The following is a 19,508-nucleotide window of genomic DNA, read 5'->3' as shown; positions in this document are numbered from 1 at the left end:
TTGTTATTGGTGCTTTCCATGCCAAATTTGTTTGTTGTTCATCGTCCTGATGAGTTTTGGCTATCCTTTTCTAACACCTTGTTGCTGGGCTGTCCTAGCCTGATCCATTACTGTCACTACCGTTTGACGAGATGATCATCCCTATCTAAGCCAGCTCCTAGCTGATGGCGGTTACTTTACCGTTTTATAAAATTACGACAAGGGGGTGCGCTCACACTTTTGAGCATAAATCGTTCACTCATTGAGAGTGCTGAACAAACGAAAAGATACAGGTGTCATATCCATCAAGATTACATCGTAAGCCAATTTCACGCTAAACCAACTAACCCATCCACGAACCAACCAACTAACTAACTACACGCGAAACGCATGTCACGATAAACGCATGCAGCAGTAAAGCAGTAACAAGAAAGCCTATAATAAGAAAACGCCCTGATCATTGCTGATCAGGGCGTCTCTTTAATCTTGCTCGAGCGTATATTCCTGACTCTAAACTAAGAGTAAGAAACCGACAAATTAGTGTAGACCACCAACGTACTTCGATAAGGTATCAATGTCGGCGTCTGTTAACTTTTTAGCTACATCACGCATCATTGCATTCATGTCGTTATTGCGGCTACCATCGCGAAATTTCTCAAGTTGAGCCTTGATGTAATCGGCATGTTGACCTGAAATTTTTGGGAAACCAGACAGCTCAGTACCATTACCACGAGGGCCGTGACAGGCAATACACGCCGTTAGACCACGCTCTGCGTCGCCTGCCGCGTAAAGAACCTTGCCTGCATCAACCACATTCTCAGGGGTCGAGTTATTTGAGATAGGTAGAGAGGCGTAGTATGCCGCAAGATCAGCCATATCTTCTTCAGAGAGAGGCATCGCCATCGCACCCATAACAGGCTCATAACGACCTTGCTTACCACCACTTGTCATACCTAGCTTAAGCTCTTTTAACTGCTTAGCTAAGTACTTTTCATGTTGACCAGCAAGCTTCGGATACTGAGTGATCAGACTGTTGCCGTCAGCACCGTGGCAGGCAACACATGTTTGTGATTTGGCTTTACCAGCTTCAATACTACCTTGAGCCCATACTGAGCAGCTGGCTAAAAGACTCAAAATTAGCGCTAATTTCTTCATGACATTCCATTATAATTATCAAGCTTCCAGTACCACTCTATGTTGCCACTCATGGTACAATAGGCGACCTTATGCCGAGCACGGTTATTTTACACAAATTCACAAAAAAGTAATCAATCGACTACACAAAGTCGAGATGGAGTTAACAGTGAGCGTAAAAATTCATTATCAAAACACGCATTTCATTACCAGTGCACCTGATATTCGTCATTTACCAGAAGACGAAGGGATCGAAATTGCGTTTGCAGGACGCTCCAATGCTGGTAAATCGAGTGCACTTAATCGCGTAACCAATCAAAAAAGTTTAGCGAAAACCAGTAAAACACCCGGTCGAACTCAGCTGATTAACCTATTTAAGGTGACAGATGGCTGTCATATCGTCGATTTGCCGGGATATGGCTTCGCTCAAGTCCCGCTTGAAATGAAGAAAAAATGGCAGAAGTCACTGGGGGAATACCTGCAGCGACGTGAAAGCCTAAAAGGTCTCGTGGTATTAATGGACATCCGTCACCCAATGAAAGACCTTGATCAACAAATGATCTACTGGGCTATCGATAGCCGTATCCCGGTGCAGGTTTTGTTAACAAAAGCAGACAAACTGAAAAGCGGTGCGCGTAAAGCCCAACTACTGAAAATCCGTAACGATGCAAAATCTTTCGGTGGTGATGTAGCAGTTGATGTTTTCTCTTCTATGAAAGGCATCGGTGTTGACCAACTGCGAGCCAAGATGGATGAGTGGTTCGCGCCAGCACTTGCAGACCAGCTTATCGATGAGTTAGCGGACGAAGAACACAACGATTCAGAGTAGTCTCTATCTATATAGAGGGACTAGATCACAACTATCAAGTGATCCCACCTTATCAATACCTCGCCTTATTAGGTGGGGTATTTTTTTACCTATAAATTAGCGGGTTAAACTCAAAATCTAAGGATAAAAAACAAGATAAAGCCGTTACAAGTAACAGAAGTGGACCATACTAAAAAACAGGCTTTGATAAACAGAATATAGAGAAAGGAATACTCATGTGGAAAACACTCTTGGCCGTAATGGCAATGATGCTGATACCTGTTACAGGCCACGCCTCTGAAGCAGAACCCACGGAAGCACCACTGATCAATGTCGATATGACCCTAGACTTAGACGGCATGGAAAAGTACGCCAAAGATGCGAGTCAATCTCTTGAGGGGATATCGCAATCCCTGCAAGCTATCGTCAACAACCCCAACCTCAGCGACGACCAGCAACGAGCGCTAAATCAAACCGTTGAGAGTATTAACAAACTAGCGGCTTCAACCAAAACCTCACTCAACCAACTTCCACAAGCCTTAGCTCAATCTCGCCTCGCGTTTAAACAAACCAGTCAGATGCTGTTGGATGACATTCAGACTAAAATCATCATTGCATTAGTGGTCATTATTATTGCTGTGATTATTGTTGCCCTAATCGCTGTCTATCTATTGATTCTGAAGCCGATGCAGCAAACTTTGGTTAAGGCGACCACCAATATCTCTTCGATGGCGCAATCAATACAAGTCACCGCAGAAGCGCTCAAATACAGCACAGATAAGCAACAACAAATCATGAACCACATTGAGCATTCACCCAATCAATATACCTAAAGTTAAACGGCAGCATATCTATCGCTTGCGAGCCACTTGTAAAGCCAAAGTTATTTCACCATATAAAACAACCAGTTTGTGGCTGAATTAAAATTACTAATAACAGATCAAACTCATAATTTAAGTGAAATTGAGTGATAGAGAAGGTAACGCGAAATACGGAACAAACATCAACGGATAAGTGCGGGGAAATGATAGATTATGGCGTTTTGGGTAGATTGAGCCGTTTTTTCTTTCGCACAAGAAAAAACGCCCCAGTCAAATGCTGACTGGGGCGGCTGAATCAGCCTAATCCAATAACGTGAAACAAAAGGTCTGAAAGATAGAACATCTTACCTCTGTACCCTACGAGATTTAATGTACAACAATTGCTCATAAATGGAAACTATTTTTGTAGTTTTTTTTCATTAATGTTTTATTAAAACAGCCAGAACCCTTTTCAAATCAGACTTTATTCGAGACAAAAAAAGCCAGTGTTTGTGCACTGGCTCAAGCTAATTAACGCAATGTGGTCAAAAAGCGATCAGTGGGCTTGATCCCAGTTGTCACCATGGCCTGCATCGGCCACCAGCGGTACTTCTAGCTCCGCTGCCGACTCCATCAATTGTTGTACTTTACTTTCAATTTCGGCGAGCGATGACTCTTCCACTTCAAATACCAATTCATCGTGTACTTGCATCAACAGCTTAACGCGCCCATCACCTTCTGCTTGAATCCACTCATCAACCAATAGCATGGCTTTCTTGATAATGTCTGCCGCTGTACCTTGCATTGGTGCATTGATCGCCGCGCGTTCAGCAGCCTTACGACGCATACCGTTACGCGATTGGATTTCTGGAAGGTGCAAACGACGACCGTAAATGGTTTCAACGAAGCCTTGCTCTGAAGCTGCACTGCGCGTGTCTTCCATGTACTGCATTACGCCAGGATAACGCTCGAAGTAGGTATCCATGTAGTGCTGCGCTTCGCCACGAGGAATACCCAGTTGCTTAGCCAAACCAAAGGCACTCATGCCGTAGATAAGACCGAAGTTAACGGCCTTAGCACGACGACGCTGTTCTGTCGTTACATCCTCAATATTAACGCCGATGATCTCAGCCGCCGTTGCTGCGTGGATATCTTTGCCTTGTTGGAATGCTTCCAGAAGCGCTTTGTCACCCGATAGGTGCGCCATGATACGTAATTCAATTTGAGAGTAATCGACCGCTAGAATCTTCCAACCATGCTGTGCAACGAATGCTTGGCGGATACGACGACCTTCATCATTACGAATTGGGATGTTCTGTAGGTTTGGATCTGTAGAAGACAAACGACCCGTCGCCGTTACCGCTTGGTGGTAAGACGTATGAACACGACCGGTTTCAGCGTTGATCATCTTCGGCAGCTTATCTGTGTAAGTTGATTTCAGCTTCGCAAGGCCACGATACTCAATGATCAGCTTAGGTAGCGGGTAATCAAGTGCGAGTTCTTGTAGCACTTCTTCATTGGTTGAAGGTGCACCTGATGGCGTTTTCTTGATAACAGGTAGACCCATTTTTTCAAAAAGAATCGCTTGCAGCTGTTTTGGTGAGTTCATGTTGAACTCTTGCTCTGCGATCTCGTAAGCTTTCTGTTCTAGCTCATCAAGACGAACCGCAATCTCTTGCGATTGAGCGCCTAGCAGCATGTCATCGATGAATACGCCAGTACGTTCAATGCGAGACATCACAGGGATCAGTGGTACTTCGATCTCTTCATAAATCGCTTTTAGTTTTTCATCTTGCTCGATGTTTTCCATTAAGCGGTTATGAAGACGCAGTGTTACGTCAGCATCTTCTGCAGCGTATGACGACGCTTCCCCCAGCTCAATCTGGTTGAAAGTTAGCTGTTTCTTACCTTTACCGGCGATCTGCTCGAATGAGATGCAGCTGTGCTGTAGGAAGCGCAGCGCTAGGCTATCCATATCATGCTTGCCGCCAACGCTATTGAAAACGTAAGACGCTAGCATGGTATCGTGCTTGATGCCTTTCATCTCGATACCGTAGCGCGCTAAAACGCTCATATCGTACTTCAGATTTTGACCCACTTTCGCTTGTGCATCATCTTCAAGAATCGGCTTAAGCTGTTCAAGTACCCAGTCACGATCCAGCTGCTGCGGTGCATCTAGGTAATCATGGGCAACTGGTACGTAAGCGGCAACGCCTTCTTCCGTCGCGAATGACAGGCCAACGAGGTTCGCCACCATGTAATCTAGGCTGTCGGTCTCAGTATCGAAAGCAAACACTTCAGCCGCTTTCAATTTCTCTAGCCAAACATTGAATGACGCTTCATCGAGAATCGTTTCGTAGTTGCTGCGATCAATCGTCACCGCAGACGTATTCATCTCTACAGTAGACGTTGTTGCAGAAGCGCTGCTGCGTACTGAACCCGATTTTTCATCAGCTTCAACCACACCGCTACCGCCTTCAAGCAGCTCGTTTAACCAAGATTTGAAGACCAGCTGACCGTATAGCTTAATCAGCTCATCGGTGTTTGGTTGTGCTTTTACTAATGACTCAGGTGTCTCTTCAAGCTCAACATCCAGTTTGATTGTTGCAAGCTGATAAGACATCTCAGCGTTGTCTTTATTATCAATCAGCTTCTTAGCCATCGTTTTTGAACCACGGAAGCCAAGAGCGGCAATATCATCCAGGTTTTGATACAGCTTTTCGATGCTACCAATGCCTTGTAGCAAAGCAGTCGCTGTTTTGTCACCGACACCCGGAACGCCTGGGATGTTATCGACTTTATCGCCCATCAGCGCAAGGTAGTCGATAATCAGCTCTGGCGGGATACCAAACTTCTCAATCACGCCTTCACGATCCATTACCACGTTGGTCATGGTGTTGATCAGAGTAACGTTGTCATCGACGAGCTGCGCCATATCTTTATCGCCAGTACTAATCAGCACAGGCATACCCATCGCAGAAGCTTGAGATGCAAGCGTACCGATCACATCATCCGCTTCAACGCCGGGAATAGAGATAAGTGGTAAGCCCATCGCACGAATCACATTGTGCAAAGGCTCAATCTGACAACGAAGATCATCAGGCATAGGTGGACGATTTGCTTTGTACTCTGGGTACATGTCATCACGGAACGTCTTTCCTTTCGCATCAAAAATTACCGCAATACGATCAGAAGCAAATTGACGCATCATGCTGCGCAGCATGTTTACCACGCCATAAACCGCGTTAGTTGGGATATCACCATTACTCATGGTGCCAGGGTAAGCATGGAACGCGCGATATAGGTAAGAAGAGCCATCGATCAGAATCAATGGATTATCAGGAATACGAGCCATAATGTTTGTGTATCCAGTAAGTACAGAAATTATCTGTTAAGAATGCCACGTCTGTTGGTTGGATTCCACGTTGTCGATCTGTATCCATTCACTCGGTTGTGTTCGTTATAATCGATTTGTTGTTATTTTTTGTTCTTAGTCGCAACCATTCTGTGGATAACTCTGTTTATATTATTTATCCACCCTGTTGAGAACTAAGGTGAGTAACTCAAAAAACAACAATAAACACATGAAAATAAAGAATAATTTTACAGATCAAACAGATGATCAACGATCTTTTCTCGATCTTGCGTTGTGGAAAAGAATGCTGATGGCGTTTTATTCATAAAAACACGTGCCACTAAATATGCATCCTATTGAAATAGTAGGTATAAAAAAGCGACACCCAAAGATGTCGCCTAGCAAAAACCGGTAAAGCCATTCAAATTGAATACCACAGCTTTACCTAAAAGCTATAAATTACACTGGAAGCAATGTGAGCAATGTGAGCAATGTGAGCAATGTGAGCAATGTCGTGTCAAAAAGAACTTAGTACAAGTTCGCGAGAATTCTGTTGGGTAACCAAGTAGATACTTGAGTACTTAACATCCTTGTGAACATTTCCTCATTCCCTAAGACAGATTTAATAATAATGATTCTCATTTGAGAGTCAATAATTAAATGATAATAAATCTCATTTAATTTATAGACCGTTAACAGCAGTGCTTAAATTTTCTTCAAAAAATGGATTCTGTGTTCATTAATGTCTTCTTTTTCTTCAAATTTTTCGATTAGGTAACCGTTTCTCAATAACAGGCGCAACATTGCTGGGAACTGGTTACGAGACTTAACCTTTAACTGTCTGTAGCCCTGCTCTTGCACCCACTGTTCCTGAGCATCTAATTGCGCCTGTGCAACACCTTTGTTCCTCGCGAGCGGTGACACGCCCCCAAACCAGCTGTAAAAAGTATGCTTATCTAGTTCATAGCCGATTTTAAAGCCGAGCAGCACTCCTGCCTCTTCAGCAACCAGGATCAAGTGCTTTTTCCCATCAAGGCGCTGCGCAAGAGAAGCCACACTCTCTTTTTTCGCAAACTCAGAGATCTGCTCCACAACGGACACCACCTCTTGCAGTGAGCCTTCACGTACGATGACTGACATCTTATTTCATCCTCATAAACGAAAGGGCTGGCACAATGGCCAACCCTTTTAGTGATCAGTTCAGCAACGCTAGATCGTTACTTTTCTTTTAGATGCTCTGCTGCTTGTGCGTTGTCTTCTGCAAGCCATTCAGCCACATCTTTAGCGAAGTAAGTCAGAATACCATCAGCACCTGCGCGTTTAAAGCACAGCAGTGATTCTAGTACCGTTTCACGCTCTTTCAGCCAGCCGTTTTGAATCGCGGCCTTATGCATAGCGTATTCACCAGACACTTGGTAAGCGTATGTTGGAGCCTGCAACTCATGCTTGACGCGGCGCACGATGTCTAGGTAAGGCATACCGGGCTTAACCATCACCATGTCGGCACCTTCGTTAAGATCCATCGCCACTTCGTGAATCGCTTCGTCGCTGTTCGCAGGATCCATTTGGTAGTTCTTCTTGTTACCACCTTTTAGGTTCGAAGCACTGCCAACCGCATCACGGAATGGGCCATAGTAATTCGATGCGTATTTTGCCGAGTACGCCATTATTTGAGTATGAATATGACCTGCTTCTTCTAACGCTTCACGGATTTTACCAATGCGGCCGTCCATCATATCGGATGGAGCTACCACGTCAGCCCCCGCTTCTGCGTGCGACAACGCCTGCTTGATCAACACTTCGGTGGTCTCATCGTTCAGCACATAACCCTCGTCATCGATGATGCCGTCTTGGCCATGCGTTGTGAATGGATCCAGCGCAACGTCCGTGATCACACCAATGTTAGGCACGTGCTCTTTTAATGCACGTACCGCACGTTGAACCAAGCCTTCTGGGTTATGAGCTTCAGATGCACATAAGCTTTTCGCATCCTGGTTTACAACTGGGAATAGCGCAATCGCAGGGACACCAAGCTTCGATAAGTAATCTGCTTGCTCAAGCATAAGATCGATCGACAAACGCTCTACCCCCGGCATTGACTCAACAGGCTCACGACGATCTTTCCCCATCAGGATAAACATTGGGTAGATCAGATCATCGACAGACAATTGATTTTCTGCCATTAGGCGGCGGCTAAAGTCGTGCTTACGCATACGGCGCATACGACGACCTGGGAATTGACCTTGAATTGAAACAGACACTAGATTCTCCTTGCCTAGTCTAAGCAGCAAAATACTTAGATATGAAAAGTGCTAAATACAGGCAAAAGCATATCACTGATGGCTAACGACGCTAACAGTAAAATATAAAAGCCACTCAAAAATAGGGACAAATGGCAAAAAATGACCTTCTCCTCACACTGCCGTATACTCATAACAACTCAGCAAACCCCGCTTTCAGGACCAAACAATGATCGACACCCACGCCCATATTTACGCGAGCGAATTCGACCAAGACCGCGAACAAGTCGTGCAACGCGCGCTTGCTCAAGGTATTGATACTATTCTGCTACCGAACATCGATTTAGAATCGATCGAGCCAATGCTAGCAACCGAAGCTCAGTTTCCTGATGTGTGCCGTTCGATGATGGGCTTACACCCTTGTTATGTAGATGCGAATATCGAGCAAACCTTGAAAACCATTCGAGCTTGGTTTGATAAGCATGACTTTATCGCCGTGGGTGAGATTGGTATCGACTTGTACTGGGATAAAACCTTCAAGACTGAACAAGAGATGGCGTTCGTGACTCAACTACAATGGGCTAAGGAGCTGGATCTACCTGTGGTGATCCACACTCGCGACTCTATTGAAGAGACACTAGAGCTGCTGAAACAAGAACAAGATGGTAGCTTACGTGGCGTATTTCACTGTTTTGGCAGTAGCTTAGAAGAAGCTCAAGCGATCAACGCACTCGGCTTTCATCTCGGATTAGGTGGTGTTTCGACCTTTAAGAATTCAGGGATGGATAAGGTGATCCCACATCTAGATATGAATTACGTCATCCTAGAAACAGATTGCCCCTACTTGGCACCGACACCAAATCGCGGCAAACGCAATGAGCCAGCCTACACAGAATTGGTGGCAAAACGCATCGCCGAATTGCGCGGAATGACCCTTGAAGAAGTCGAAAACATAACCACGACAAATACCAAGTTATTGTTTAATTTATGATAAATCTATTAATAAGATAATTTCATGAATCTATAGCCGATTTATTTGTTAAAGCAAAGTGATGTGTATATTATCAACCACCTGCATATGGAGGTAATTGATTATGTGTGACCATTCACAACATTTACAACGTCAGCATCGAACCCTATGGCATAAAGTTTTGGGTATCAAAGAGCTCTATATATGCCAAAACTGTGGCTATCAGTTAAAGATTCGATAAACAGACATAATAAAAAAACGGCCCTAGGCCGCTTTTTTATTATCTAATTTTTGCTTTAGAACATGCTCTCAAAGAATCTTGTGAATCAAGACTCGGCTTCCTCTTCATCACCTTCAGGCTTACGCACATAGAAGCGCGCGAAGAACAGGCCAATCTCAAACAGAATACACATTGGGATCGCCAACAGTGTTTGTGAGATCATATCGGGTGGCGTCAGCATCATACCAATGATGAAAGCCCCCACCACGATGTACGGACGCTTTTGAGACAAAACCTTAGGGGTCGTCGCGCCAGTCCAACATAGCAAGATAATCGCAACCGGCACTTCAAAGGCAATACCAAAGGCAAAGAACAGCGCGAGTACAAAATCGAGATAACTCGAGATGTCGGTTGCGAACTCCACTCCCCCTAATGATATGGCCGTAAAAAAGCCAAATACCAATGGGAATACAATGAAGTAAGCGAACGCCACACCACAATAAAACAGCAATGAACTTGAAGCTAATAGCGGCATAATCAAGCGTTTTTCATGCTTGTATAAGCCCGGAGCAACAAAAGCCCACACCTGATACAAAATAAACGGAACCGCGAGGAATATTGACGCGATCAAGGTTAATTTCAGCGGTGTGAAAAATGGCGATGCAACATCGGTTGCGATCATCGTCGCCCCCTCCGGTAGACGCTCTACCAAAGGTGCTGATACGAATTCATAAATATCATTAGCAAAATAAATTAGCCCGACAAATATCACTAGCACCGCGACAATCGCACGTAATAGGCGATTACGCAGCTCTAGAAGATGGCTAATTAAAGGCTGTGTCTGCTCAGTCGAAGACATGTCAAACCTCTTAAACAGGAAGATCGAAAAGGAGCCGCGCGTATCTATTCATTTGAATAGCGATTGACTTGAATAGCTATCTATTTAAACATCTAGCAACTCAAGTATCCGGCGACTCCTCCTTGCGAGACTATTCGGCTTTCTTATCTGACGGCGCTGAAGCTTGACTGCTGACCTGAATGGTTTCAGATTCCACAGTTTCCGTGACACTAGGATCAGTCTCACTTGGCTTATCAGACTCAGGCTTAGCGTACGGGCGTTGAACATCAGCAGCGGCCTGCTTAAGTTCATCGACTGACGCTTTAAGGTCTGGAGATAAATCTTCCATCCCCATTTGTTCCGCCTTACGCAGGTTTTCTTGTAGCTCTTGCACCTTAAGCTCATGAGAAAGTTCATCTTTCACACTGTTTGCCATACTCTTCGCTTGCCCAATAAACTTGGAGACACTGCGAATCGCAACCGGCAAACGCTCAGGTCCTAATACTACTAAACCAACCACAGATATTAATACCAGTTCCCAGAAACCGATATCAAACACGACTTATGCCTGCTCTTTGTCTTTCTTTGTTTCAGCAGTTGTTTCAGCGTGAGCTTCTGTCTTCTGCTGTTCAATGTTCTTTGGTTCAAAGTCTGCATCTTTCTTATCTGCAGGCTTGTCTTCATCGCTCATCGCTTTCTTGAAGCCTTTCACCGCTGAACCTAAATCACCACCAATGCCGCGCAGTTTCTTTGTTCCGAATAGCAAAACTACAATTACAGCAATGATTAGAAGCTGCCAAATACTGATACCACCCATTATCATTGTCCTCGGGTCTGTCTACACATAAAATAATAAGAGAGTCTACGGTCTAACGACGGTAAGCTCGCCAACTAAGCAACCAAAATGTGACACCTGCAATGCCACAGCCCATGAATAGCTGCTCATAAGGGCTTGAAACTAATATTGCGGAGCATACGACTAAAGTGGCTCCAACGCCAAACAAAAACTTTCCAGTTGCTTGTTGGCGCTTGCTCTCTCGGTAGCCTTGATAAAGCTGATCCATTCGATGATTCATCGCTTTACCTTGGCGCAAGCTGTCATACAGTAGCTCTGGCAACTCTGGCAGTTTTTCTGCCCAAAATGGCGCGCGCTCTTTGACGGCGTTGATCACCGCTTGCGGCCCCACCTGATTCATCATCCAGGTTTCAAGGAAAGGCTTAGCCGTTGCCCACAAATCAAGTTGAGGGTACAACTGGCGACCTAGCCCTTCGACATACAACAAGGTCTTCTGCAGAAGCACCAACTGAGGCTGAACCTCCATGTTGAAACGTCTTGCTGTATTAAATAAGTTTAGCAACACATGGCCAAATGAGATCTCACCAAGTGGTTTGGCAAAAATGGGTTCACACACCATGCGGATCGCAAACTCAAAATCATTGACGTTGGTGTCGTGGGGCACCCAACCGGAATCAACGTGCAGCTCTGCGACTTTACGGTAATCTCGATTAAAGAAAGCCAACAGGTTCTCGGCTAAATAGCGCTTATCTTCACTGTTGAGCGTGCCGACAATGCCACAGTCCAAACCAATCCACTGAGGGTTATCAGGATTCTCTGGGTTAACGAATACGTTACCCGGATGCATATCGGCGTGGAAAAAGCTGTCGCGGAATACTTGAGTAAAAAAGACCGTCACCCCGCGTTCGGCGAGCAACTTCATGTTGGTGCCGTTGGCTTCTAAAGTCTCGATATCCGAAACCTGAATCCCATAGATTCGCTCTGATACCATCAAACTTTCACTGCTTAAATCAGGGATAACCTCAGGAACGTACAGCTCTTCACTGCCTTCAAAATTACGTCGCAGTTGAATCGCATTGGCCGCCTCGCGGCGCAGGTCTAATTCATCAATTAAGGTTTTTTCATACTCATGAACCACCTCGACCGGTTTCAAACGACGTGCTTCAGGTAAAGATTTAGCGACTATACGCGCCATTCGGTGCATCAGTTTTAGATCTGCATCAATCACCGGGCGAATATCAGGTCGAATGACTTTAAGAACGATCTCGCGACCGCTCTCTTTAAGCTTGGCGGTGTGCACCTGAGCAATCGAAGCTGAAGCCAGTGGCTCGATATCAAAATCGGTAAACCAGTCATCTAAGCTGCCACCCAGTGCCTTTTCGATGTCTTGCTTTGCCAATTGACCATCGAACGGCGCGACTTGATCTTGCAATAGCGCCAGCTGATCGGCGATGTGAGGAGGAAATAGATCGCGACGTGTCGACATCATCTGTCCAAACTTGATCCACACCGGACCAAGTTCTTGCAGCGCGAGACGTAAGCGATGACCCAACTCTTTATCTTGATGCTTATTTTTAAGCCAAAACAGAGATTTTCTCGCCAATAAAGGGGTTTTGGTCAATTGGTGCTCTGGTATCAATTCATCAAGGCCATATTCCAATTGTACCTTGATAATATGATAAAGATGTTTCACTTCGGCTGGGGTCATATTTTCTCCAACAAAGCGTTCAACTTAGCTTCAAGGCGTGCTGCTGAGCTTTTTACGTCATCAACCTGATCGCAAAAATGTACCACTTCTAATGGCGCTGGAGCAATCTTCCACTCTTCAGTTAATACCTGAGCAAGATGGTTTTGATGCTTAGTCAACTGCTTTGCAACAAGGCCACCGACATTCTTAACACCTTGCACTAAGGTATGCGCCACCACATCCCCCGTCACACGAGACAACCACTCTTCCAAGTCCGGTTTACAGTCTGTCATCAGCTGCGCAAATTTCTGAGCCAGTTGAATATCACCTTCTAAGATCAGCTTATCTTGCTTGATCAGCTTGGTGATGTTCGATTGCTCACGCAGTTCCGGTAACACCGATAAATTCAAAGATAGGTAGCAATCAGGCTGACCCTCATATTCAGACAACACATCAATTTGCTGGCTGAAAACAAAAGTGAGTGTTTTATTCAGCTCTTTCAAATTAACTTGAATGATCTGCCCCTTTAAACGAGACAAGCGACGAACCAAGGCCGGATCATCGTTCACTAAGGTGTTTAAAGGGGTTTCAATAACTGCGGTCACCAATGGATCAAATGGCATGACTGTCCTTATCTTTGATAAACGGATAAGCCTTAACCTATCCGTTCTGTCTTTATTCTTATTGTGTAGTGCTCTCAATGAGCAACGACCAAGCTCTGCTAGAACTTGTAACCTCGGTGCAGCGCAACAATGCCACCCGTTAGGTTGTAATACTTAGTATTCTCAAAGCCCGCTTCTTGCATCATGCCTTCCAAGGTTTCTTGGTTCGGGTGCATGCGGATAGATTCTGCCAGGTAACGATAGCTGTCTGCATCGTTGGCAATCAACTCACCCATTTTTGGCAACAGGTGGAAAGAGTAGGCATCGTAAACCTTTGATAGAGGCTCAAGCACTGGCTTGGAAAACTCAAGAACCAGCAGACGACCACCCGGCTTTAACACGCGGTACATAGAGCGCAGCGCTTGGTCTTTATCGGTCACGTTACGCAGACAAAAGCTGATAGTAATGCAATCGAAGTAGTTATCAGGAAAAGGCAGCTCTTCAGCATTGGCTTGTACGTAATGTACGTTACCAACAATGCCGCTATCACGCAGCTTATCACGACCAACATTCAGCATTGAGTTGTTGATATCAGCCAGCACCACGTGGCCTTTTTCGCCAACAATTCGCGAGAATTTCGCGGTAAGGTCACCAGTACCACCACCCAGATCTAGGATGCGTTGACCCGGGCGAACGCCACTGCAATCAATAGTGAATCGCTTCCACAAGCGGTGAACACCACCCGACATTAAGTCATTCATAATGTCGTATTTAGCCGCTACCGAGTGAAATACCTCTGCAACTTTCGCGACTTTTTCGTCTTTCGCGACGGTTTCGAAACCAAAGTGTGTGGTTTCTGACTCTACTGCTGAATTTGTCTGCACGCTTGTGTCCATAATGCTGTTATCTACCATGCTAAGTTCTCATCGGCAGCGCACTCTGTTTACAAGCGCTGCAGCCGATTAGTTTACTTTATCCTCAGCAGGTTGTCTTTCTACTAACGAGGCATTTTCTGAAAAAGCCTCATTTTGCGCCATTTCTGCCAAGCCTACAGAGATCGGTTTCTTCACCTCAACCCCAAGCTGCTTAAAGCTTTCTGCCTGACGGATCACATTGCCACGCCCAGTCGCCAGCTTGTTCATCGCTCCTTGGTAGCTTTGGTTGGCTCGGTCTAATGCGCCACCAAGGCCTTCCATGTCATCGACAAACAGGCGCAGCTTGTCGTAAAGCTTGCTTGCACGCTCAGCGATGATCTGCGCGTTTTGGTTCTGCCTTTCATTACGCCACAGGTTATCAATAGTACGCAACGCTACTAGCAAGGTCGTAGGACTAACCAAAATGATGTTTTGCTCCATCGCATCTTTCACCAAGCTTGGATCGGCTTGAATCGCAACTTGGAATGCCGGCTCGACGGGAATAAACATCAACACGTAATCCAAGCTTTGGATGCCTTTCAACTGGTGATAATCCTTGTTGCTTAAGCCCTTGATGTGCGCACGCAGTGACACCAAGTGATCGCGCAGCGCGGCATCACGTTGTTGATCGGTTTCGGCGTTGAAGTAGCGCTCAAACGCAACCAATGCCATTTTCGAATCGACCACCACTTGCTTATCTTGTGGCAGATGGACGATCACATCCGGTTGATAGCGCTTACCCGCATCGTTTTGCAGATTGACTTGAGTCTGATATTCATGGCCTTCACGCAGCCCAGATTCAGCCAACACGCGCGCCAATACCACCTCACCCCAGTTACCTTGCTGCTTATTATCACCCTTGAGCGCTTGCGTCAGGTTAACCGCTTCACGCGTCATACTCTCGTTGAGACGCTGCAGGTTTTTCAGCTCATGCACTAAGGTGTGGCGCTCTTTGGCCTCTTGGCTAAAGCTGTCATTGACCTGCTTCTTAAAGCCTTCGAGCTGCTCCCTTAACGGTGACAACAAGCCCTCTAAGCTCTGCTTGTTCTGCTGATCGACCTTGGCGGTTTTGCTTTCAAATAACTGATTGGCGAGATGCTCGAACTGTTGCTTCAATCGGGACTCGGCATGCTCTAGCAGTTGCAACTTTTCACTGTTAGCGAGGTTTTCTTGGTCGTGCCGTGCTTCTTGCTCTCGCAGCTCAGCTTCCAGTTCAGACTTATGCTCCTTAAGCACGTTGATCTCATCGGCGTACTGCTGACGCTCTTGCTTGACCGCTTCAAAGTAACGCAGCTTTTCCATCGCAGCCATCACCTTACCGTGTGCTTGCTTGAGCTCAAATGCCGCTTTGTCTCGGTCATCATCCAATTCGTTTAGCTCTTGCTGCGCCTCGGCAAGCGATGACTTGAGCTGCGATTGCTGAGAAGCATGCAATAAGCGGTCAGATTCCAGTTGCTGCTCGAGCAGTCGCTGCTGAAAAGAGAGCTTTTGTTTCACCCACCAGCCGACAACGCTACCGCTGACCAGCGCGCTAGAAATGGCAGCAAAAAATGTTGCCTGATGTTCGATAATCCATTGCATGGTAACGATTTAGCCTAATTAGAAATAACTCATTAAATGGTATTTTGATACTGGATAAATGTCCAGTTTGCTGGATTAAATTTCGGCAGATAGACTAGGCGCTTCGTATCCTGTTCCATCCAAATTAGAATGAGTTGTCATGAACGAACGTCGTGCCTTGGGCTTTGGCCTAGCCGCGGTACTGCTGTGGTCAACAGTCGCTACCGCTTTTAAGCTGACCCTTGCTGAGTTTTCACCGATTCAAATGCTGACCATCGCCAGCATTGTGTCATCTATCGCCCTGTTCGCTGTCTGCACCTTTCAAGGCAAACTCTCTCAAGTCAGTACCACGTTTCTTTCAAACCCTTGGTATTACCTGCTGCTCGGCTTGGTCAATCCACTGGCCTATTATCTGATCCTGTTTAAAGCCTACGACCTATTGCCCGCCTCTCAGGCGCAAGCGATCAACTACAGTTGGGCAATCACCCTTACCTTAATGGCAGCGGTTTTTCTAGGACAACAGATCCGCAAACAAGATTGGCTAGCCTGCGCCTTCAGTTATGCTGGCGTGGTGGTGATTGCGACCAAAGGCGATGTATTAGGCATGCAGTTCGACAGCCCGCTCGGTGTGGCACTGGCACTACTTTCAACCTTGCTTTGGGCGGGATACTGGATTCTCAACACCAAAAACAAGGCCGATCCTGTCGTTGGGGTGTTACTTGGTTTCTTAGTGGCATTGCCCTTCGCGATTGGTTTAACCCTTTACGAGGGCGAGAGCTTTCGCCAGATCACGGCGCAGGGGTGGATGGCAGTGACCTACGTTGGCCTGTTCGAGATGGGAATCACCTTTGTGTTGTGGCTATCGGCGCTTAAGCTCACCAACAATACAGCGCGCATCAGTAACCTTATTTTTGCCTCGCCGTTTATCTCGCTGATGCTACTGGCAACCATTATTGGCGAAGAGATCCACCCAGCGACCTTGTTCGGCTTGGTACTGATTATTGCTGGCTTGGTGATTCAACAAATCAAGTTTTCAAAAAACAAACCAGCGTAAATAGTAGCGAAAAGAATCGATTGAGGACAAAAACGAGAGGTGTGATACAACCTTTAGCTGTGATATAACCTCTAGCTATTGATGCGACTGGCCTTAAAGTTTATGGCGAAGGGGAATATTTAATGCTAGTTTTGTTAGTCGTCATTGTTCACCTCGTTAGTGATTGTACTCACTTAACTCGGTGTTCAAAACTGCTGCTGGGGCGGATCACTTTTAGGTGACTAGGGCATGTTCTAATTCCACCAACACCCCAAAGTGATCTGACACAACCGGATAAAAATCGTCATTAAAAATCACCTGATGCTGCTTTACCGGCACCGGTTGATTACTAAAAACAAAATCAATCCGCAGCGCCTGGCTATTTTCTTCCCAACCATCAATGTTTTTAATCACTGTGATTCCAGAATCTTTCTTTTCTGCAATGTCATAACAATCCACTAAACCGCGCTGCAATGCATAGTCATAACCTTCATTGCGTATATGGCTTGGGTTGTTGAAATCACCCAATAGAAAACTCAGCCCTGTTGATAATTTTGCTGTGATTCGGTTGAACTGATCCTCAAATGGGTTCTCTGAATCATTCCACCAGCCACAATGACAATTATAAAAATCCACTTCACCTTGTTGAGAAGCGACTTTGATACGCACAGCTCGCCTATGTTTCCAGTAACTCACATCATAGTTGTCAGTTAAATCAATGACCTCATGCTCAATAATCGGCAGTCGCGTCAAAAATGAGAGCCCTTCTTGATAGACTTCATAACTCTGGTGAACAAAATCCCACGTAAGTTGGTAGTGATAACCGTACTCTATGAGTTTTTGCTGCAACAAATAACCATAGTTATCCGCCAACACAGGATGATTACTTGATATATCGGCATCAAGGATAGGGCTATCTTGGTGTTGATTCACCTCTTGCAGTGCAATCACATCGCAGTCTTGTTCGATAATGGCTTGCGCTACAATATCCAGCTTTTCTAGTTGCTTATCTTCTTGCCAACTGTGGGTATTTAGCGTCATTAGTTTCATTTATCATTCGCTCAATTTACTGTTTAGAGATAAAACGCAGCATCAATGCTGCGTTTATCGATCTTGTTCTTTGTTAGTCAACCTAACAGAGATAACGAATTACACTGGTTGCGCTGAGTATCTATCAATTAACTTAGATTTAATTCTATCGACTCCAGGACCGTAAATAACTTGTACGCCCTGTTCTTTAATCACAGCGCCAAGTGCACCCGTTGGTTTCCATAATGAATATTCAGCCACTAATTTAGGATCATTAACGGTAATACGTAGACGAGTCATACAAGCATCGATCTCTGCAATATTGCTACGTCCGCCTAGATTTTGAATGATGATGTCAAGTTTCTGATCTTCCGACATGCCTTCTGCACTCTCATCTAGGTAGTTACCCTTACGACCCGGTGTTGGCAAATGGAACTTCACAATCAGCAAGCGGAATAGGGTGTAGTTCACCACAAAGAAAACGATAGACACCAGTGCGAAACGAACTAAATCGCCACCAATACCCGCTGAAACCATCATTGGAATACGAGTCAGTAATTCAATTAAACCAAAGGCATGTACACGCAGATCCATCACATCTACCAATGCAAATGCAACACCTGTTAGCACCGCGTGTGCAATATACAAGACAGGAGAAATAAACATGAACATGAATTCAATCGGTTCAGTCACGCCGGTCAACAACACGGCAAGACACGCAGATAAAAACATCGGCTTATATTGCTTCAGCTTATCTTTATCAACACTGTGATACATCGCAAGGCCAATACCAATCAATGATGATGCAGCGATAATGACCTGACCTGCTTTAAAGCGTGCAGGGTGCACAGTATCCAGCAGATGTTGATAAGTGGCTGGATCGCTGAGTTTAAGGTTGTTCAAATCACTGACCCAAGCAAGCCACAATGGGTCTTGACCATAAACACTTGTGCCTGCACTTGCGCCTGTCAGAAGCTCATAAGCACCCCCCAACTCGGTGTAGTTCATTGGAATGGTTAGGGTGTGATGCAAACCAAACGGTAGCAATAGACGCTCTAATGTGCCGTACAAGAACGGAGCTACGATTGGTGCAGTGTCCTTAGAGGTTGCAATCCATTGACCAAAATCATTGAGTGCGCCTTGAATTAAAGGCCATACAATCGACAAAATAAGTGCGATGAATACCGAGTAGAAAATCACCACGAAAGGCACAAAACGTTTACCATTGAAAAAGGCTAATGCCTCAGGTAAGCGAGCGAAGTCGTAATAACGGTTATATAGGTTGGCGCCTAAATAGCCAGACATAATACCGATGAACACACCCATATTCAGCGCCGGTGCGCCTAAAATATTAGTAAAGAATTGAGAGACAGGTAGCTCTGTGCCAAATAAGCTCATCACCGTCGCTTCAGGATCAGCGAGCATAGCGTTATCGACACCCAATATAACCCCTGTGATACGGTTAATTAGGGCGTGTTGATCTTTCGAGCTGATTTTTGCAGCGAGTTGCTGGGTATTTATACAAGGCAGAGGCGTCGATGTG

17 protein-coding genes are annotated in these 19,508 nt (G+C 45.4%); 4 read left to right on the top strand and 13 right to left on the bottom strand.

Annotation, left to right across the window (positions count from 1 at the left end):
* Positions 1-516: 516 nt before the first annotated feature.
* Positions 517-1,134, bottom strand: a complete 618-nt coding sequence (locus Q1A70_RS03430) for a c-type cytochrome (RefSeq protein WP_299687088.1) — start codon at positions 1,132-1,134, stop codon at positions 517-519.
* Positions 1,135-1,282: 148 nt separating this feature from the next.
* Between Q1A70_RS03430 and yihA the strand changes: the two genes are divergently transcribed.
* Positions 1,283-1,942 carry a ribosome biogenesis GTP-binding protein YihA/YsxC gene (gene yihA / locus Q1A70_RS03425; RefSeq protein WP_017631972.1) on the top strand — a complete coding sequence of 220 codons (660 nt, stop codon included), beginning with the start codon at positions 1,283-1,285 and terminating at the stop codon, positions 1,940-1,942.
* A gap of 215 nt (positions 1,943-2,157) precedes the next feature.
* A complete protein-coding gene (locus Q1A70_RS03420) occupies positions 2,158-2,754 on the top strand; it encodes a GTP-binding protein (RefSeq protein WP_299687092.1) in 597 nt (198 codons plus the stop codon).
* Positions 2,755-3,277: 523 nt separating this feature from the next.
* Here the strand turns inward: Q1A70_RS03420 and polA are convergent.
* From polA to hemB, 3 genes are all read right to left on the bottom strand, one after another.
* Positions 3,278-6,076 carry a DNA polymerase I gene (gene polA, locus Q1A70_RS03415; RefSeq protein ID WP_299687093.1) on the bottom strand — a complete coding sequence of 933 codons (2,799 nt, stop codon included), beginning with the start codon at positions 6,074-6,076 and terminating at the stop codon, positions 3,278-3,280.
* 705 nt (positions 6,077-6,781) lie between these two features.
* Positions 6,782-7,216, bottom strand: coding sequence for a GNAT family N-acetyltransferase (locus Q1A70_RS03410; RefSeq protein WP_299687095.1), 435 nt, complete (start codon positions 7,214-7,216; stop codon positions 6,782-6,784).
* A gap of 77 nt (positions 7,217-7,293) precedes the next feature.
* A complete protein-coding gene (gene hemB, locus Q1A70_RS03405) occupies positions 7,294-8,337 on the bottom strand; it encodes a porphobilinogen synthase (RefSeq protein ID WP_299687097.1) in 1,044 nt (347 codons plus the stop codon).
* Positions 8,338-8,545: 208 nt separating this feature from the next.
* Here hemB and Q1A70_RS03400 point away from each other — a divergent pair, with 208 nt between their 5' ends.
* A complete protein-coding gene (locus tag Q1A70_RS03400; RefSeq protein WP_299687099.1) occupies positions 8,546-9,307 on the top strand; it encodes a TatD family hydrolase in 762 nt (253 codons plus the stop codon).
* A gap of 305 nt (positions 9,308-9,612) precedes the next feature.
* Here the strand turns inward: Q1A70_RS03400 and tatC are convergent, their stop codons facing one another.
* The 7 genes from tatC to rmuC form a co-directional block, all read right to left on the bottom strand.
* Complete coding sequence (tatC, locus tag Q1A70_RS03395; protein ID WP_299687101.1) at positions 9,613-10,365, bottom strand: twin-arginine translocase subunit TatC; 753 nt, start codon at positions 10,363-10,365, stop codon at positions 9,613-9,615.
* 130 nt (positions 10,366-10,495) lie between these two features.
* Positions 10,496-10,903: a Sec-independent protein translocase protein TatB gene (tatB, locus tag Q1A70_RS03390; protein ID WP_299687103.1), complete on the bottom strand. Its 408-nt coding sequence runs from the start codon at positions 10,901-10,903 to the stop codon at positions 10,496-10,498.
* 3 nt (positions 10,904-10,906) lie between these two features.
* Positions 10,907-11,161 (bottom strand): Sec-independent protein translocase subunit TatA, encoded by a 255-nt coding sequence (tatA, locus tag Q1A70_RS03385; protein ID WP_299687105.1) that lies wholly within the window; start codon positions 11,159-11,161, stop codon positions 10,907-10,909.
* 52 nt (positions 11,162-11,213) lie between these two features.
* Positions 11,214-12,848, bottom strand: coding sequence for a ubiquinone biosynthesis regulatory protein kinase UbiB (ubiB, locus tag Q1A70_RS03380; protein WP_299687107.1), 1,635 nt, complete (start codon positions 12,846-12,848; stop codon positions 11,214-11,216).
* Positions 12,845-13,450, bottom strand: a complete 606-nt coding sequence (locus Q1A70_RS03375) for an SCP2 domain-containing protein (RefSeq protein WP_299687109.1) — start codon at positions 13,448-13,450, stop codon at positions 12,845-12,847. Before Q1A70_RS03375 ends, ubiB begins: the two co-directional genes overlap by 4 nt.
* Before the next feature lie 98 nt (positions 13,451-13,548).
* Positions 13,549-14,328, bottom strand: coding sequence for a bifunctional demethylmenaquinone methyltransferase/2-methoxy-6-polyprenyl-1,4-benzoquinol methylase UbiE (ubiE, locus tag Q1A70_RS03370; RefSeq protein WP_299687121.1), 780 nt, complete (start codon positions 14,326-14,328; stop codon positions 13,549-13,551).
* 63 nt (positions 14,329-14,391) lie between these two features.
* Positions 14,392-15,924: a DNA recombination protein RmuC gene (gene rmuC / locus Q1A70_RS03365; protein WP_299687111.1), complete on the bottom strand. Its 1,533-nt coding sequence runs from the start codon at positions 15,922-15,924 to the stop codon at positions 14,392-14,394.
* 139 nt (positions 15,925-16,063) lie between these two features.
* On the opposite strand from rmuC, the gene Q1A70_RS03360 reads away from it, so the two are divergent.
* A complete protein-coding gene (locus tag Q1A70_RS03360; RefSeq protein ID WP_299687113.1) occupies positions 16,064-16,957 on the top strand; it encodes a DMT family transporter in 894 nt (297 codons plus the stop codon).
* Positions 16,958-17,170: 213 nt separating this feature from the next.
* On the opposite strand, the gene Q1A70_RS03355 is transcribed toward Q1A70_RS03360, so the two are convergent.
* Together Q1A70_RS03355 and Q1A70_RS03350 are read right to left on the bottom strand one after the other, a co-directional pair.
* The gene (locus Q1A70_RS03355) at positions 17,171-17,986 is read right to left on the bottom strand and encodes an endonuclease/exonuclease/phosphatase family protein (protein ID WP_299687115.1); all 816 of its coding nucleotides are present in this window, start codon (positions 17,984-17,986) and stop codon (positions 17,171-17,173) included.
* A 99-nt stretch (positions 17,987-18,085) separates the two neighbouring features.
* Positions 18,086-19,508, bottom strand: a 1,423-nt coding sequence (locus Q1A70_RS03350) for a PTS transporter subunit IIBC (protein ID WP_299687117.1), incomplete at its 5' end; no start/stop codon positions are given.

This window comes from uncultured Vibrio sp. (genome assembly GCF_947488985.1).
GTDB lineage: Bacteria > Pseudomonadota > Gammaproteobacteria > Enterobacterales > Vibrionaceae > Vibrio.
Note: the sequence above shows the minus strand (reverse complement) of the source record. Positions and strands in the feature narration are given on the sequence as shown.

Bases quoted from the DNA above. Each gene is read 5' to 3' on its own strand.
- Q1A70_RS03400 (WP_299687099.1), top strand. From the start codon at position 8,546: ATGATCGACACCCACGCCCATATTTACGCGAGCGAATTCGACCAAGAC.
- Q1A70_RS03410 (WP_299687095.1), bottom strand. From the start codon at position 7,216: ATGTCAGTCATCGTACGTGAAGGCTCACTGCAAGAGGTGGTGTCCGTT.
- Q1A70_RS03420 (WP_299687092.1), top strand. From the start codon at position 2,158: ATGTGGAAAACACTCTTGGCCGTAATGGCAATGATGCTGATACCTGTT.
- tatA (WP_299687105.1), bottom strand. From the start codon at position 11,161: ATGGGTGGTATCAGTATTTGGCAGCTTCTAATCATTGCTGTAATTGTA.
- tatC (WP_299687101.1), bottom strand. From the start codon at position 10,365: ATGTCTTCGACTGAGCAGACACAGCCTTTAATTAGCCATCTTCTAGAG.
- polA (WP_299687093.1), bottom strand. From the start codon at position 6,076: ATGGCTCGTATTCCTGATAATCCATTGATTCTGATCGATGGCTCTTCT.
- Q1A70_RS03355 (WP_299687115.1), bottom strand. From the start codon at position 17,986: ATGAAACTAATGACGCTAAATACCCACAGTTGGCAAGAAGATAAGCAA.
- Q1A70_RS03430 (WP_299687088.1), bottom strand. From the start codon at position 1,134: ATGAAGAAATTAGCGCTAATTTTGAGTCTTTTAGCCAGCTGCTCAGTA.
- rmuC (WP_299687111.1), bottom strand. From the start codon at position 15,924: ATGCAATGGATTATCGAACATCAGGCAACATTTTTTGCTGCCATTTCT.
- ubiB (WP_299687107.1), bottom strand. From the start codon at position 12,848: ATGACCCCAGCCGAAGTGAAACATCTTTATCATATTATCAAGGTACAA.
- Q1A70_RS03375 (WP_299687109.1), bottom strand. From the start codon at position 13,450: ATGCCATTTGATCCATTGGTGACCGCAGTTATTGAAACCCCTTTAAAC.
- Q1A70_RS03360 (WP_299687113.1), top strand. From the start codon at position 16,064: ATGAACGAACGTCGTGCCTTGGGCTTTGGCCTAGCCGCGGTACTGCTG.